The organism is Candidatus Pseudoscillospira sp. SGI.172 (genome assembly GCF_050313575.1).
In the GTDB taxonomy this organism is placed as follows: Bacteria; Bacillota; Clostridia; order Oscillospirales; family Oscillospiraceae; genus Vermiculatibacterium.
Window position 1 is genome coordinate 92,666 of record NZ_JBNPLQ010000003.1, and the last position, 15,270, is coordinate 107,935.

Here is a 15,270-nt window from a genome sequence, read left to right on the forward strand (position 1 = left end):
CCGGCTCACTCCCGCACGGTGTCGTGGAACCAGACGCGGCCGTCGTTGGTGACCTTCACACCGGTGATGTCCTTTTTGGTGGCAATGCAGTAGTTGTCGGCAAAGAGGGAGATGGCCTTGTAGTCGGCCACCAGAAGATCCTGGGCGGCCTCGTAGGCCTTCACACGGGCCTCAGGATCGTTCTCGGTGCGGGCCTTGACCAGCGCGTCGGTGACGGCGGGGTCGTCCCAGGGATAGCCGGACTCGGAGGTAAAGACGTAATAAAGGATGTCGGCGTCGTTCCAGACGTAGTTGCGGCCGCCCATGACGAAGTTGTCGTCCCGCATGAGCTGCTTGATGTAGGCGCCCTCATACTCCCGGATCTGGGCGTCCACGCCCACGGCGGCAAACTGAGCCTGGAGCACGGGTGCGGCCGCCTTGACGGAAGCGCGGTCCGAGGCGATCAGCATTTCAAAGGACAGGGCCTGGCCGCCCTTCTCCACAATGCCGTCCCCATTGGTGTCGGCCCAGCCGGCCTCGGCCAGCAGGCTCTTGGCGGTCTCGGGATCAAAGGCCAGCTTCTGGGACAGCTCGGTCTCTTTGGCAGCGCTGTAACCGGCCTGGGCCTCGGAGATAAAGCCGTAGGTGGGGGTGACCACGCCGTCCAGGGCGTCGGCCACTTCGTCCCGGTTCACCGCCAGAGACAGAGCCTCGCGCACCTTCACATCCGCAGTGACGCCCTTGCCGGCCTGCATGTTCAGATAGGACACGCCGGCCTGCTTATAGCCGTAGGTGGTCACATCGGGGTTGCTCTCCAGATCGGCAATGCTGGCGGAGGGCACGTCGAAGATCACGTCCACGCTGCCGCTCTCCAGCTCACTGACCCGGGTGAACTCGTCGGGGATGAACCGTACCACGATGGTGTCGAAGGCGAAGATGCCACGGTTGGTCATGTTGGGGTTGTTGGTCTTAAAATTCTCGTTGCGCTTGAGGGTGATCTGAGAGCCTTGAGTCCACTCGTCCACATAGTAGGGGCCGTTGGTCACGGGGCAGCGGTTGAAGGCGTCGGCCTCCATGGTGTCTGCCACGGCCACGTCGTTGATGCCGCCGTAGGTGCTGGTGAGGGAGGCCCACATGTAGGGGGCGGGGCCGGAGAGATTGTAGCGGATGGTCTGCTCGTCCACGACTTCGATGTCGGACACGGCGTCCAGATCTCCGGCGTACTCGCTGATCTCCAGGAACCGCTCCTCGGAGGCCTTTACCGCCGCGGCATCGCACACGTCGCCGTTGGAAAATTTGGCGTCCTTGGGCAGGACGAACTCGATGTAGGAACCGTCCTCCGCCACGGTGTAGGACTCGGCAAAGGCGGGCTGAATCTCGGACAGATCCTCGCTGAACACCACCAGGGGCTCATAGATGAGGCCGTGGACGATATTTTCCCAGCCGATCTGCTGGATGTCGCACCCCTCGATCTCGTCCTGGATGGCAATGGTGAGCAGAGAGTTGTCTGCTGTGCTGTCACTGCCGGCGCTGTCGCCGGAGCCGCTGCCGGAGTTGGGGCCGCTGCCGCAGGCGGTCAGCGCCAGGCTCAGGCCCAGGGCCAGAGCTGCTGCACGATAAAATTTCATTCCAAATTCCTCCACATTGTATATTTTTCATTCTCTATGCACTTTATCAATTTACAGTAGTATAATTCCATTTTGACCATGTTGTCAACTGGATCTTTCTTTTTGCGGCTGTTATTTTGCCTTTTTGTGTTTTATGACCATTCCCTGTAATCGTCAAGCCCGTGTTCCATGACAAAGTTCATCATATCGGCGGCCTTGGGGGGTTCCCTTACGCTGCCGGGACATGACCGCTGCATAGATTGACAAGAATCCCTTTGCGTGATAAATTTTAAAAGGCAATTTTACGTCTTGTTAGCGGATGGGCTTCCCGTGAGGTTACCTTCCATGAGAGAGAAAGAGGTGGACTGTGGTGGAGCAGGAAAAAACACTGATGACCCAGGGCCCCATTGGCCGGATTCTGCTGCGGTTCGCGCTTCCCCTGTTTTTGGGCAATCTGTTTCAGCAGCTTTACAACACGGTGGATTCCCTGGTGGTGGGCAATTTCAGCGGCAATGAGGCCCTGGCCGCCGTCAGCTCCTCCGGGAGCCTGTGTTTTCTGATCATTGGCTTTTTCCAGGGCGTTTTCGCGGGTGCCAGCGTGGTCATCTCCCGCCGTTACGGCGCTCGGGACGGGGAGGGCGTCGATCGGGCCGTCCACGCCACGGTTATTTTTTCTCTCGCGGCCGGACTTCTGCTGACGGTGCTGGGCGTGGGATTCACCCCGGCCATTCTGCGCTGGATCGGCACGCCGGAAAATGTCATGCCTGATTCCGTCCTTTATTTCCGCATCTATTGTTCCGGACTGCTGGGGCTGGTCCTCTACAACACGGCCAACGGCATTTTTCAGGCCCTGGGCGACAGCCGCCATCCCCTGTACTATCTCATCGTCTCCTCTGTGGTCAACGTGGTGCTGGACCTTCTGTTTGTGGCCGTTTGGGACATGGGGGTGGCGGGTGCGGCCCTGGCCACCGTCATCGGCCAGTGCCTCAGCGCTCTGCTGGGCTTTTTACATCTAATGAGCGGGCGTTTTCTTGTCCGCGTCTCTCTTCGGCGTCTCCGGGCCGATCCCACCGTGCTGGGCCTCATCTTTCGCCTGGGCCTGCCCAGCGGTGTGCAAAACAGCGTCATCGCCATCGCCAACGTGGTGGTGCAGTCCCACATCAACGCCTTTGGGGACAACGCCATGGCCGGATGCGGGAGCTATTTTAAGGTGGAGGGCTTTGTCTTTCTCCCCATCACCTGCCTGACGCTGGCCATGACTACCTTTGTCAGTCAGAATCTGGGGGCGCAGCGGTATGACCGGGTGAAAGAGGGTGCCCGGCTGGGTACGCTCATGACGGTGGGACTTTCCGAGGCGGTGGGCGTTGCCGTGTTTCTTCTGGCCCCCTTTCTCATCGGGCTGTTTACCCCCGATCCCGCGGTGATCGCCTTCGGCGTCCGGCAGGCGCGGGTGGAGGCTCTTTTTTACTGTATGCTGGCGTTTTCCCACTCCGCGGCCTCTATTTTGCGGGGCGCCGGGCGGGCGGTGATCCCCATGGCAGTCATGCTGGCGGTGTGGTGTGTGTTTCGTATTTCCTACATTACATTCATGGTGCCGTGCTTTCAGGACATTACGGTGGTCTTTACCGCCTATCCCATCACCTGGAGCATCAGCTCCATTCTCTTTGCCCTGACGCTCTGGAAGGGCAACTGGATGTCCATGCGGGTCTGACCTCTCCGAAACAGTCTTTCCGCTTGTCCCGCCACATGTCGTCCCCCTTCCCCACATATAGATGCACTAAAAGAAGGAGGGACTTTTATGAAAATGATCCTGTTCAAACGAAAGAGAGTGACCGTTCTGGTCTGCCTGCTGGTGGCGGCCGCCATGTTTTTGGCGGTAAACCACCCCGTTGCCGCCGGGGCCGCTGCCACCACCAGACAGCTGCCCATCTACTGTGTTCAGCGGGATCAGAAGATGATCTCTATTTCCTTTGATGCGGCGTGGGGGAATGAGGATACCCAGATGCTCATTGACATTCTGGGAAAATACAATGTCAAAGCCACATTCTTTGTCGTGGGCGCCTGGGTGGACAAATATCCGGAATCGGTCAAGGCCCTGGCTGATGCCGGACATGAGGTCATGAACCACTCCAACACCCATGCCCATATGTCTCAGCTTTCCCGGGATGAGATCATCGCCGACGTCAATGCCTGCAACGACAAGGTGGAGGCGGTCACCGGGGTGCGGCCCACCCTGATCCGGCCGCCCTATGGAGAGTATGATGACAATGTCATTTCCGCGATCCGCTCCATTGGAATGGAGCCCATTCAATGGGATGTGGATGTATCCCAAACAGATTCAAGCAGTTGGAGCATATCACATTTCAGATCTGAAAAACGCCTTGTACATGGCTATAGGTGAAACGGCGGTACGAGTGACCACAAGAATACGGCGACGGAGTTCGGTCCCATCGCCGGTATTCTTACGTGTAAATGGATCTATTTACATACTTGCTTCATCTTTTTTCAAACAAGGCCTAAGAAAAGCCAAGAACTTTTTCATGTTTGCTGACAGTAAGAATGTCAGCTATAGTGACTTCTGCGAAAAATACAATCAATATTCCATAGAGTGGCTCTCCGTGCGGGCTCATGCAGTAACTCCACTGGATCAGATTCAGGCCGCTCTCGATTTTCAAACTTTTGAAAACCATTTGATGGTAGAGGGAATCTATAGTGCAGCAACCTTTGCGCACAATCAATTTTTGCTTGATGGGAACCGAGATCGCGCAAACGATGTTGCGCACAAGATCTTTTTCAAAAGTGGCCTATTCCAGGCCAAGTGTATAAATGCACTAAAGCTGCGCCTTCTAAGGTATCTGCCGCCGCGTACACGCCCTGTCTTGTTTTTAACCACCTATCATGATATCCTTATGCGCACTAGAATTCTCGCATCCACGGATAGGCGACCCTCCTACCTTGCTCTGTGCCGCAGATATGAGGCATGCTCCGTGCTTTCTCACACAATAAAGAACCAAATCTTAGATGAGCCGCTCCTTATGTTTAAGGATGCACAGGACGACTTTGAGTGGTTTATCGAGAATCAATATCCGATTTGGGATGTCATCACAGAGAAAAAAGAATGGACAAAAGAAAAAGTTCGAATCATGCGGGGAATAATACGCACCGCTAAAGATTCCATTCAAAACGCTTGCAAGTCCATGCTGTAAATCCTCCTTTTTCTCCGCGAATGAGCAAAGGATCACCGCGTTCCACGATAGGAATGCGGTGATTCTTTGCTTTTTCCTAGTTTTCGTTCTATACCTGCATGGTGAGACCCGGTAGCCTAGGGACATGGGAGGCAAGAGCTTAGGTTGACCCATGCGCCTCCTAAATAAATTCGGAGGTCTAACTATGAAAAACACAAATCCTTTCAACGGTTCCTTGGTGAACTATATTCCCCATTTGCCGGATGTTGCCCGTCCAGGAGACAGCCTGAGTCCGGCAAATCTCCTGGTGCAGTTCGAAGTGATCCTGACGGGAGGAACACGGATCTCCTGTCAGCCCATAACACTTAAGCAGCTCGACTGTCTGGACTTCACCACGCTCGATTACCGTTGCCGCGACCTCTCAACGGATACTGTTGCCATTTAAGTTTTTTACAACAGCCCCTTCAAGATGCCGGATGGGAACGGCGCTTTATCAGCTATTTGGTTGGCCCGTCACAAACCAGGAAGAGCGCTTTGGCGGAGTGGTTCCCCGCAATTTTCAATCGGGATGCTCCTCGCTCCCAGCCAGATGGAATCTCTTTGCTCTCCTCCTCCACCGCCATTTTTGAGGATCTGCGCCCCTGGAAAGACTGTACCCGGCTGGTTGACGACCCATATCCCGGCGCATCGCGCACCGCAAAGCGAACGCGGGATGAAAAGGCAAATCAAATCATTCGCTTGGTAGGCAATAGCGCTGTTCGAGGGTGGGGGCGATTTGGCGCGACCGATTCGCTAGCTTGCGGCATCGTGTTCACTGGTGAGTATTTGCCAGAGGGATTCTCCACACTGGTGCGCTGCCTCATTTTTCAGCTTGACCGACCGCTTCCTTCTAGGCAATTGACCGCGCTCCAACAGCAACCCTTGGCATGGCCAACCATCATTTATCGATTCCTGCGCTGGATATCTGCCCACTATTACGAGGTCGAAACTAAATTTCGCCAAGGAATGGAGAAGTTGAGGGATGCCAAGGGAACCACTTCTGTTTAAGAGGAGCGTCTGCGTGAGATTACGAGTCTTTTATGGTGGAAATGAATATTTTCCTTAGATTTTTTGCCGACAGCTTTCCCTCATTTGGCAAAAAAGTTCGCATAGGTATAAAGGGTATGATGCAAGATGCAGTCTTCCAAGCGATTCATCGTCAAAAGGAGCTTCTCGCCCGTGAGCGAGAGCACAGCGACACCAATCGCTTTTCCGGGTGTCTAGCTGATTTGTATCTATCCCGCTGCGGGATTGTCATTACCCAAAAAACCGGGAGAAAGTTTCAAACCGGTGAAGCGGCAGTGGAGTATAAAGGTTGCCTCTGCTTAAGACCGGAGTATCTGCTCCAACCAATGCAGAGGCACTTCAGAGACTCCGGCATCACGGTCAAGGCCATCACCTCGGAACTTCGCCGCAACCGCCTGTTCAATATGGACAAGAGCCAGAAGAGCAGCAAAAAGCTCCACCAGGTGCGAGCGCTGTTTATCTGCCTTGAAGATCTGTGCGCTTACCAATCATCTGAGGATTTTGCTGCCGTAGATGCGTAGGCGGCGGCTCTGGGGCTGCCCATTCCCAGACACAAATAAATGGAAATTTTATGTATCTATTATATATAGGTCAAGATAGTTTGAAGAAAGGAGGAATACATATTATGCGAATCACACATATGCATCCACAGCAAGTCAACTCAGGGAGCCGTCTGGAAGTTTTACGGGCTCTCTATCAGAATTGCATCAGTGGACTAACCAGTTTAGGGGAATCAGCCCGCTTGTCTCGAGCCCCGGTACAGCCACCTCAGCTGCGGCGCTAGATTGATCCAATTGAGCGAAAGGAGGTGTCCGCCTTGGACGCGATCTACGCCCGGCAGTCCGTGGACAAGGCGGACAGTCTCTCTATCCAGGGGCAAATCGACCTGTGCAGACGAGAGGTCGGCAGAGAGGTTCAGGTTTTTCAAGACAAGGGCTTCTCAGGTAAGAATACCAATCGGCCGGATTTCCAGAGGATGATGGCCGATGTGGAAAAGGGAATTGTTCAGAAAATCGTGGTCTACCGCCTGGATCGCTTCTCCCGCTCGCTGGCCGATTTCAGTCGGCTGTGGGAGGTGCTGCAAAGGCACGGGGTAGAGTTCGTCTCTGTTAATGAGCGGTTCGATACCTCCACTCCAATGGGCCGGGCCATGCTCAGTATTATCATGGTCTTTGCCCAGCTGGAGCGGGAGACTACCGCCGAGCGGGTACGGGACAACTACTATCAGCGGGTGAAGCTCGGTTCTTGGCCGGGCGGGCCTGCACCCTACGGCTTTTCCATTGGCCGCATACCAGACGCGATGGGAAAACTCTCTCCCGCTTTGATTCCAAACGAGAACATGGAGGTTGTGAAGCGCATCTTTGATGCGTATGTTTCAGCAGAGGCGTCTCTGGGCAGTGTAGCCCATATGCTCAACGCAGACGGAATTCCCGCCCCTAAACGAGCCACCTGGGATAATGTGACTCTGTCCCGCATCTTGCACAGCCCGCTTTATGTCATGGCTGACGAGGAGATTTATCTGCATTATAAGGCAAAAGGCATCCAGTTTGCAAGCAAATTTGAAGCGTTTGATGGCGTCCATGCCGGAATGATTATCGGAAAGCGGGATCGCAGCGTTGGGAAATATCAGTCCTTAAAAGATCAGCACCTTTCCATCGCCAATCACTGCGGCGTTATCTCCTCTAAAGTCTGGATTCAGTGTCAAAATAAGCTGGATGGCAACAGACAACTAGGAAGAAAAGGCAGCGGGAAACACACGTGGCTTTCAGGCCTTTTAAAATGCGGCTGTTGTGGGTATAGCGTAAAGGTCAATAAAGATGGGAACAAGTACTACTTAGTGTGCAGTGGACGATCTAATTTGGGGCTGTGTAAGCAGGCGATTCGAGTAGATCTTCGGACCCTGGAGGAATCAGTTGCCGCAGAATTGGAGCGTCTGCTTGCTGAATGTCCGGATATAGAAGCAGATACATACGAAGACCAGGCGTATACAAGCGCTCTCGCAGAAATCGACCAGAAGATCAACCGTCTGATTGATGCCCTCACAGGGAGCAGTGATATCACTATGGCCTATGTTAACCGGGCCATTCAGAAGCTGGAAGGGCAGAAGCAAGCCCTCTTAGATGAGCGGGCAAGGCGTCAATCAAAGCCGAGTATCCACTTGCAGCGGGTGCAATTTACCCCGCTGGATTTCGAAGAAAAAAAGATGGTGGCAGCCCAATTTGTGAAAGAAATAAACCTGATTGACGATAGGGCTGAGGTAATATGGAACGTATAAAGAGGGATCTGTTCTGCGTTTAAGAACAGATCCCTCTTTAAATTATTTTTCGCATATAATATAAGTATATTTATATTATATGTTGAAAAAATAGAAAATAAAGCATAAATTCTATAGGGAGGTGAGCAGTATGGCAATTGCAAGCAAATCACAAATCCTAAAGGTGCTGAAAGCCTTTAATCCCTGGTGGGCCACCGGAACGGTCCATCCCAGCTTTACAAAGACATATCGCCGGTTTGCCTACTATGAGGCGATGAAGCGCCTGGATCAAACCGACCTGCGGTGAACAGTGGTGCTTACCGGCACTCGGCGGGTAGGGAAGACCACAATCCAGTACCAGATGATCGAAACGCTTCTCAAAAGGGGGGTTAACCCACAGCGCATCGCTTTTATTTCTATGGATCATCCCATGCTGAAGCTCAGTAGCTTAAATGACATTCTGGAATGTTACCATGAAAATATCTGGCCCAATCAGGGTGCCTTTTATTTTTTTGACGAAATTCAATATGCCAGCGACTGGGATAAATGGCTCAAGACCCTTTATGATATGCAGCCGGATCCCCGAATCGTAGCCACTGGTTCGGCCAGCCCCGCTCTGATGAAAGGAAGTACGGAGAGCGGAGCAGGCCGGTGGAGCGTTATACCTGTGCCTACGCTTTCTTTTTTGAGTACTGCGCACTCATTGGTGTGGAGGTTCCCGAGTTGGGCCCGGACATTCGGCCTACCGCCTTTTCCCGCATGGCTCATACAGAGCGCACAAAGGTTATGCTGAAACTGGAGCCGCTTCAAAATCACTTTAACCGCTACCTTCAGGTGGGCGGTTTTCCGGAGTTGGCTCTGTGGCCTCCAATGATCTGATGGCCCAGCAGATCATGCGTGAGGATGTGGTGGACAAGGTACTCAAGCGGGATCTGCCTGCCCTCTACAATATCCGGAGTGCTACCGAGCTGGAGCGTAGCTTTCTCTGTCTCTGCAACGTCTCCTCGGAGATCGTCTCCTTCACTTCCATCGCTAAGGAGCTGGGCGGTGTAACCCGACCGACTGTAGAAAATTATGTAAATTATCTAGAGAGTGCAAACCTGATCTACCAGAGCTGGCCGGTGAAAATGGGAGGCCGCAAGGTTCTGAAGGCCCAGCCAAAGATCTATATCGCGGATGCCGCCGATCACCACTGCCAAGATACCGAGACCGGCGTCGGAATAGACAGTGGTGCCTAAAATGTTGGCGGTGATGACGTTCTGCGCCCGGTTCTTCTCCCCGGTCGTAAAGTTGGTGAGCTTCCAGCGATAGCACATCAGATCCCGAAGTTGGCGAATGTCCGCAGGAAGGATAAAACTGCCGGAGACCAAATCGTGTTTGAAGATGTCCGCAATCCACTTGGCATCCTTCTTGTCTGTTTTCTTCCCCCGGATGGCTTTGACGTACTTGGGGTGAGCAAGGACGATGGTGCGGGGGGCCTCCAGGATGTTGTAAATGAGAACCCAATACTTCCCAGTGGACTCCATACACACATCCTTGCGGTCGTTTTCTCCAAGCCAAGCAGCGCACCGCCGAAGATCCCCGGTGAAGGTGAAGAACCGCTTGCTCTGGTAGGTGGTAACGCCTTGCTCGTTGGTGGAGGCGATACAGGCTACCAGGAACGATTTGTGTACATCCATTCCGCAACAGATTGGATAAACGATTTTGAGCATAACACATCCCCTCAATATTAAAGACTTGAGGGAACAGACAGGGACTGGCCGCTCACTGAAAGATTGAAGAAGTCTATCTCTCCAAAGATAATTTTACAGGGTTCAATGTCCTACTCATTTGTGCTTGGAAGAGCGGCCGGCACACATAAGTATTTGGTTCAGCGGATAGATAGCTGTACCCACTCACCCCAACGTGTTCTGTAGTGTGCCTGTTTTCTCAAACACATCCTAACAGATTTCGTATAGCTGCGACAGAGGTACCTGTGTTTTGTGCCCTTTTGTGTCTTGGAGCGCAGCGGAACCGTTCCATACGAAGGTGGAACGGGTACACACTGCTGGCGGTGGACGGTTCCCATGTGCAGATTCCAAGCAACATTCACGACGAGGCAACCTACTTTAACGGCACCAAGGACGGACGCGGATACAAACTGCTGCATTTGAACGCTCTGTACGACTTGGAAAGCCAACTCTATCTGGACGCCGTCATACAAGACGGCCGGGTGGAGCACGAATCTCGGGCGCTTGTGGAACCAGTGGACCGGGCGGAACTCACAGAACCGGTCATTCTCATAGCGGACTGCGGCTATGAGGCGTATAACAACATAGCGCACATAGAGCGGAAATACCTGATTCGCGTAAAAGACAAGCAGGGCATACTTTCAGGGCTTGGGCTGCCTGATGCACAGGAATTTGACGCGGTTTTCAGTTATTCCCTGTCCAAACGCCTCACAAACCGTATCCGCCGGGAGCCTCAGAAGTACCGCTGGACCCCCAGCGAGGTTCATTTCGACTATATCAGGGACGCAAGCGATGCGTTGTATCCGATCTCCTTACGTGTGGTCAGATTTGCGGTCAAAGAGAGCATGTACGAAACCGTAATCGCCAACCTTCCTGCAGACCAGTCCCCACCTCTGCTGCTCCGTGAGCTTTACCACAAACGCTGGGGTATCGAGACATCTTTCCGGGATTTGAAATACACCCTTGCGCAGACACACTTTCATGCCAAAAAGCGCCCATTCATCAAGCAGGAGATATTTTCCAGAATGACGTTCTATAATTTTGCTTCCCTGCTTCGTCTCCACACCATTTTTACCCAGCCGGAAGGCACCCATGTCTATCACATTAACGCCGCTTTTGCCGTGTCCTCTTTTCTGATGTATGTGTTTACGAAACCGCCTCCGAGATTCTCTCCCGGAAGCGGTTTCGTTGGGGTGGCCATCTTAATGAGGTTAAGGCTTAGCCGGGGGTTTTCGGAGTAGAAAAAACGAAGGATCACCGCGTCCCTATGTGGAACGCGGTGATCCTTCGCTCATTCGCGGAGAAAAAGTAAGCGTCAAATGAATGAATAGATAGAGGGTTCTGTCAGCACGGATTTCTTTCGCTCCCGCAGGAGTTTAGCCGTACTGGGGGAGAGGGTGATGGTGCGGGCACCCGCGTCAGTCTTGGTAGCCCAAGGCGTCAGTGTCCCGCCCCTTTTCTCGTGGATGGTGCGGCGTATCTTCAGAGTCCCCGCCTTTGAAATCCGGGCCCTCCGCGTTCTTTCTTGTTTACTGTGGTGCAGAGTTTGATCTCTCCTGATGCGCTGTTTCTGGCTCACAGCCCAGTTCACGGCTTGGACCGCGTAGCCGGAGATTTTCCCGTGGTAAGAGAATCTAACAAGGTTCTCCTCCAGACTACAACAGATTTCTGGAGCGTGGCCTTTACTTCACAGCACTGGGTGGTGCCGGGGGAACTTTCCGTCAAGCCCTGGCGACACCCTTCATGTGGGGGTAAATGCATAAAACAATCAAATGGTAAAAATCGTTTTTCAAAAATACCGTTAAGATATTACACAAACTTTGCATATAGATGGTAGAGGATTATACAAGTGGACGGTAATATTTAAAGGACAGCAGTTTACACAGAAAACTGAACAAAGGAGAAAAACAGAATGAGAAAACGAATCACAAGCTTACTGCTGGTGTTTGTCCTGCTTCTGGGCATGATGCCGGCAACACTCGCGGCAAGCCCCGGGTCCTCGCGGGAGAGTGACCTCTCGTCCAAGGAACTCTTTGATGGGCTTTCTTACGGCGAAGAAATTATCCAGAATACAGATAAAGAGGATGTCAGGACTTTTGTGGTCACAGTGGACGGCAGTGACGATTCTCTGAAGATTGTCACCGGCGTTCCCAACGATGAGACGCCCCTGAAGGAAGGCCTGACGCAGACCACCTCCGGCCAGGCACTTGCCGCCCAGCGCAACGGCAAGAATGTGTTGGCGGCGGTCAACGCGGACTTTTTTAATATCAATGACGCCACGCTGATCCAGCCTGAGAGCGTAACCATTAAGGATGGGGAGCTGCTTTCACCCTACTATGAAGGAGACAACAGAAACCGCTCCTATTTCTTTGGGATCAAAAGTGACGGTGAGGCCGTCATCGGGGACAAGGAGATATTCGACACTGTAGCGGACAGTCTGGATCAGGCTGTGGGCGGCGGCCCGTGGCTGGTGAAGGATGGGCAGGTCCAGAATGTGGAGGATGCCCGCCATCCGCGCACGGCCGTGGGCATCAAAGAGGACGGCTCCATCTTGCTGGTGGTGGCCGATGGCCGCTCCAATATTTCCGCCGGATTGACTTTTGAGGAGCTTGCACAGTATATGAAGGATCTGGGTGCCGTAGAGGCGCTGAATCTGGACGGCGGCGGCTCCTCCGCGGCTGTGGTGAAAAACCCCGACACCTACGCCCTGGAGGTGAAAAATGTCCCCTCGGACGGCAAAGAGCGTCCAGTTGGCAACACGCTTCTGGTCATCGACACCGACAGCACCTCTGCCGGTGTGGATCTCACTCAGGATACCGATGGCTATTATCTGATCGAGGAGGCGGCTGATTTTAACGAGATCAATAAGCTGCCCAATGGAAACTATCGGTTGAGCCGCGACCTCGATCTGAACGGCTCGGGAATTTCCACCGTCTCCGTGTTCAGCGGCGATTTTGACGGCGATGACCACACGATCTCGGGGCTGAGCGTGGAGTCCGGCGGCAGCTATGCCCTGTTTACCACGCTCGACAGCACCGGCAGCATTCACGATCTGAAGATGGAGGACGTGGACATTACCGCCTCCGGCAGCGCTGCCGCCCTGGTAGGCAGCTGCGCGGGCAGGGTTGAAGATGTTACTGTTACCGGCAGTCTCACCGGCGCAAAACCGGTTGGCGGTATCGTGGGCTATCTGGACAACGGCGGTCAGCTCCTGCGCTCCTCCGCCGGCGTCAGCGTCAGCGGAACAGAACGGATGGGCGGACTGGTTGGAGAATGTACCGACAATTCCCTGATCGACAGCTGCTATGTGAACGCCCGGGTCCTGGGCGGGAACATGGCGGCAGGCCTGGTGGGACGTGCAGTCTCCGACGTAACCAAAAATGCCAAGATCAGGAACTGCATTGTCACCGGTTCCGTTCAGGGTGCGATGGAGCCCGGCGGCATCGGAGGACTGCTGAAGATCGGCGTCGCCAACTGCATTGTCCGCGACATGAGCATCAACGCCACTGGTACTGGCGCGGTTAGCAGCGGAAATGTGACCGGCCTGCTGGGCGCCTGGATCAACGGACAACAGCCCTATACCGGCAACGTGATCCAGTCAGGCTCCATTGTTGCCACCGCCCAGTGCACAGCACACCGCATCGGTTATCAGCCTGACAACAAATCACAGAATTACGTCAATCCCGCAGTGACCATCAACGGCATGCCGGAGACCGGCGGCAGCCATGATAACAACATCGGCGCGGACGCGACGGCGGAGCAGCTGGCCTCCAGAGACTTCTACGACGGTCTGGGCTTTGACTTCGATACGGTCTTTAACTGGGACGATGTGGCCAAGACCCCGGTGCTGAAGGGCGTGGATCAAAGTGTAAAGGCGCCTGGCGCTGACGGCACCGCGCTGGAGCGGGACAGCGAGGGCTATTATCTCATCAAGACTACAGCTGACTTGGGTGAAATCAACAAGGCCCCTTTGGAGAAGTACCGTCTGAACGGCGACCTGGATTTCACCGGCACAAAGGCTGTCAGCGTCACCACCTTCGGCGGTGAGTTTGACGGCGCGGGACACACGGTATCCAATCTGGCCGCTGCCCCTGCGAGCGGCAGCTACGCCCTGTTTTCCACACTGCTCTCCGGCGGCAGCATTCACGACCTGAAGCTTAGTGATGTGGATATCCGCACGTCCGCCGATTATACGGCGGCCCTGGTGGGCAGCTGCGCGGGTACGGTGGAGGATATCACGATCACCGGTAAGATCTATGGCGGCGGCATTACCGGCGCCGTGGCGGGCAGCCTTTCAAACGGCGGTGTAATCCGCCGCTGCGCCGCAGGCGCGATGGTGGTGGGCATCGGAAACCAGGTGGGCGGTATCGCAGGCTTTAACGACGGCATCATCGAGGCCTGCTATGCCAATGTGATGGTGCAGGGCGTCAATAATGTAGGCGGTATCGCCGGCTATTCCGATAAAAACGACGCTACCCGAGCAGTGCGCAACTGTATCGCCGAGGGCGCTGTGACTTCCACCGGCATCGAGGCCGGCGGCATCGGTGGCCTGCTGAAAATGCCGACAGCCAATAATATTGTCAAAAATATGACGGTTATTGCCGCCAATGCCACTACCGCCGCCGGAAACGGCAATGTGGCGGGCCTGCTGGGCGGCTGGATGAAGTATCAGCCGAATGCGGCCGGAAATGTAATTCTCTCCGGCACGGTGCAGACCGCCGGTGTGGGTGAGGGCTACCGCCTGTGCTACAACGCCGGCACGGGCACCTTCACAAATAACTATGTCAATCCCGCAGTAACGGTCAATGGGAAGACCGTTTCCGGCGGCACCGCCTCCGACGGTCAGGGCGGGGATATGACGGCGGAGCAGATGGCCTCCAAAGACTTCTACGCCTGTCTGGGCTTTGACTTCGATAAGGTCTTTGACTGGAACGATACGGCCAAGACCCCGGTGCTGAAAAATGTGGACCAGACGGTCACCGCGCCCGCGGCGGGTCCCGCCCCCGGAGAGGCGGATGTAAAGAACGTTGCGCTGACCATCGGCGCCGACGAGACGCAGCGCCGCCTGAGTTGGTACACCGACTCTGTAAAGACAGGCGAGGTGCAGCTCGCCCTGGCCTCCGATATGACCAACGGAGCATTCCCTGCCCAGCACACGTCCTTTGCCTCCTCCAGCAAAGCCTCCTGCCTGGCGGGCTACTACTCCAACCAGGCCGTGATCACCGGACTGACCGCCGACACCAAGTACGCCTACCGGGTGGGCAACAGTGACGGCTGGTCCGAAGTCTATACCTTTACCACCGGCAGTTCTGATCGGGGCAGCGTCAGCTTTCTCTTTGCCGGTGACCCCCAGATCGGTTCCAGCGGTAATGTGAGCAGCGATACCACCGGCTGGACGACCTCTTTGAACCAGGCGGTGAAGGAACTGGGCGGCGCCGACTTCCTGATCA

At 54.5% G+C, this 15,270-nt stretch carries 13 protein-coding genes and 1 pseudogene; 12 read left to right on the forward strand and 2 right to left on the reverse strand.

From position 1 onward, the window contains the following. Positions 1-5: 5 nt before the first annotated feature. Complete coding sequence (locus ACQRD3_RS02665; RefSeq protein ID WP_080906804.1) at positions 6-1,607, reverse strand: ABC transporter substrate-binding protein; 1,602 nt, start codon at positions 1,605-1,607, stop codon at positions 6-8. A gap of 370 nt (positions 1,608-1,977) precedes the next feature. On the opposite strand from ACQRD3_RS02665, the gene ACQRD3_RS02670 reads away from it, so the two are divergent. From ACQRD3_RS02670 to ACQRD3_RS02715, 10 genes are all read left to right on the forward strand, one after another. After that, positions 1,978-3,297, forward strand: a complete 1,320-nt coding sequence (locus tag ACQRD3_RS02670) for an MATE family efflux transporter (protein ID WP_427779679.1) — start codon at positions 1,978-1,980, stop codon at positions 3,295-3,297. An 87-nt stretch (positions 3,298-3,384) separates the two neighbouring features. Then, a complete protein-coding gene (locus tag ACQRD3_RS02675; RefSeq protein ID WP_427779662.1) occupies positions 3,385-3,987 on the forward strand; it encodes a polysaccharide deacetylase family protein in 603 nt (200 codons plus the stop codon). Next, the gene (locus ACQRD3_RS02680) at positions 3,974-4,792 is read left to right on the forward strand and encodes a hypothetical protein (RefSeq protein ID WP_427779664.1); all 819 of its coding nucleotides are present in this window, start codon (positions 3,974-3,976) and stop codon (positions 4,790-4,792) included. Before ACQRD3_RS02675 ends, ACQRD3_RS02680 begins: the two co-directional genes overlap by 14 nt. Positions 4,793-4,976: 184 nt before the next feature. Continuing rightward, positions 4,977-5,216 carry a hypothetical protein gene (locus ACQRD3_RS02685; protein WP_427779666.1) on the forward strand — a complete coding sequence of 80 codons (240 nt, stop codon included), beginning with the start codon at positions 4,977-4,979 and terminating at the stop codon, positions 5,214-5,216. An 89-nt stretch (positions 5,217-5,305) separates the two neighbouring features. After that, the gene (locus ACQRD3_RS02690) at positions 5,306-5,818 is read left to right on the forward strand and encodes a hypothetical protein (protein ID WP_427779668.1); all 513 of its coding nucleotides are present in this window, start codon (positions 5,306-5,308) and stop codon (positions 5,816-5,818) included. 32 nt (positions 5,819-5,850) lie between these two features. Continuing rightward, entirely contained in the window at positions 5,851-6,357 is a 507-nt protein-coding gene (locus ACQRD3_RS02695) for a hypothetical protein (RefSeq protein WP_080906800.1), read from the forward strand. A gap of 296 nt (positions 6,358-6,653) precedes the next feature. After that, complete coding sequence (locus ACQRD3_RS02700; protein WP_143476589.1) at positions 6,654-8,111, forward strand: recombinase family protein; 1,458 nt, start codon at positions 6,654-6,656, stop codon at positions 8,109-8,111. A 130-nt stretch (positions 8,112-8,241) separates the two neighbouring features. Continuing rightward, on the forward strand, positions 8,242-8,397 hold the full coding sequence (locus tag ACQRD3_RS02705; protein WP_198933219.1) for a hypothetical protein: 156 nt from the start codon (positions 8,242-8,244) through the stop codon (positions 8,395-8,397). Positions 8,398-8,451: 54 nt separating this feature from the next. Continuing rightward, positions 8,452-8,883: an ATP-binding protein gene (locus ACQRD3_RS02710; RefSeq protein ID WP_427779671.1), complete on the forward strand. Its 432-nt coding sequence runs from the start codon at positions 8,452-8,454 to the stop codon at positions 8,881-8,883. Between the two features lie 100 nt (positions 8,884-8,983). Next, positions 8,984-9,328 (forward strand): DUF4143 domain-containing protein, encoded by a 345-nt coding sequence (locus tag ACQRD3_RS02715; protein WP_427779680.1) that lies wholly within the window; start codon positions 8,984-8,986, stop codon positions 9,326-9,328. On the opposite strand, the pseudogene ACQRD3_RS02720 reads toward ACQRD3_RS02715, so the two are convergent. Next, positions 9,305-9,802 (reverse strand): annotated as a pseudogene (locus ACQRD3_RS02720) (IS110 family transposase); the annotation flags it as partial. The gene ACQRD3_RS02715 and the pseudogene ACQRD3_RS02720 sit on opposite strands and share 24 nt — an antisense overlap. 263 nt (positions 9,803-10,065) lie before the next feature. On the opposite strand from ACQRD3_RS02720, the gene ACQRD3_RS02725 reads away from it, so the two are divergent. After that, positions 10,066-11,061, forward strand: a complete 996-nt coding sequence (locus ACQRD3_RS02725; protein WP_427779672.1) for an IS4 family transposase — start codon at positions 10,066-10,068, stop codon at positions 11,059-11,061. A gap of 671 nt (positions 11,062-11,732) precedes the next feature. Beyond that, a partial coding sequence (locus ACQRD3_RS02730; protein WP_427779674.1) for a phosphodiester glycosidase family protein occupies positions 11,733-15,270 on the forward strand: 3,538 nt, incomplete at its 3' end.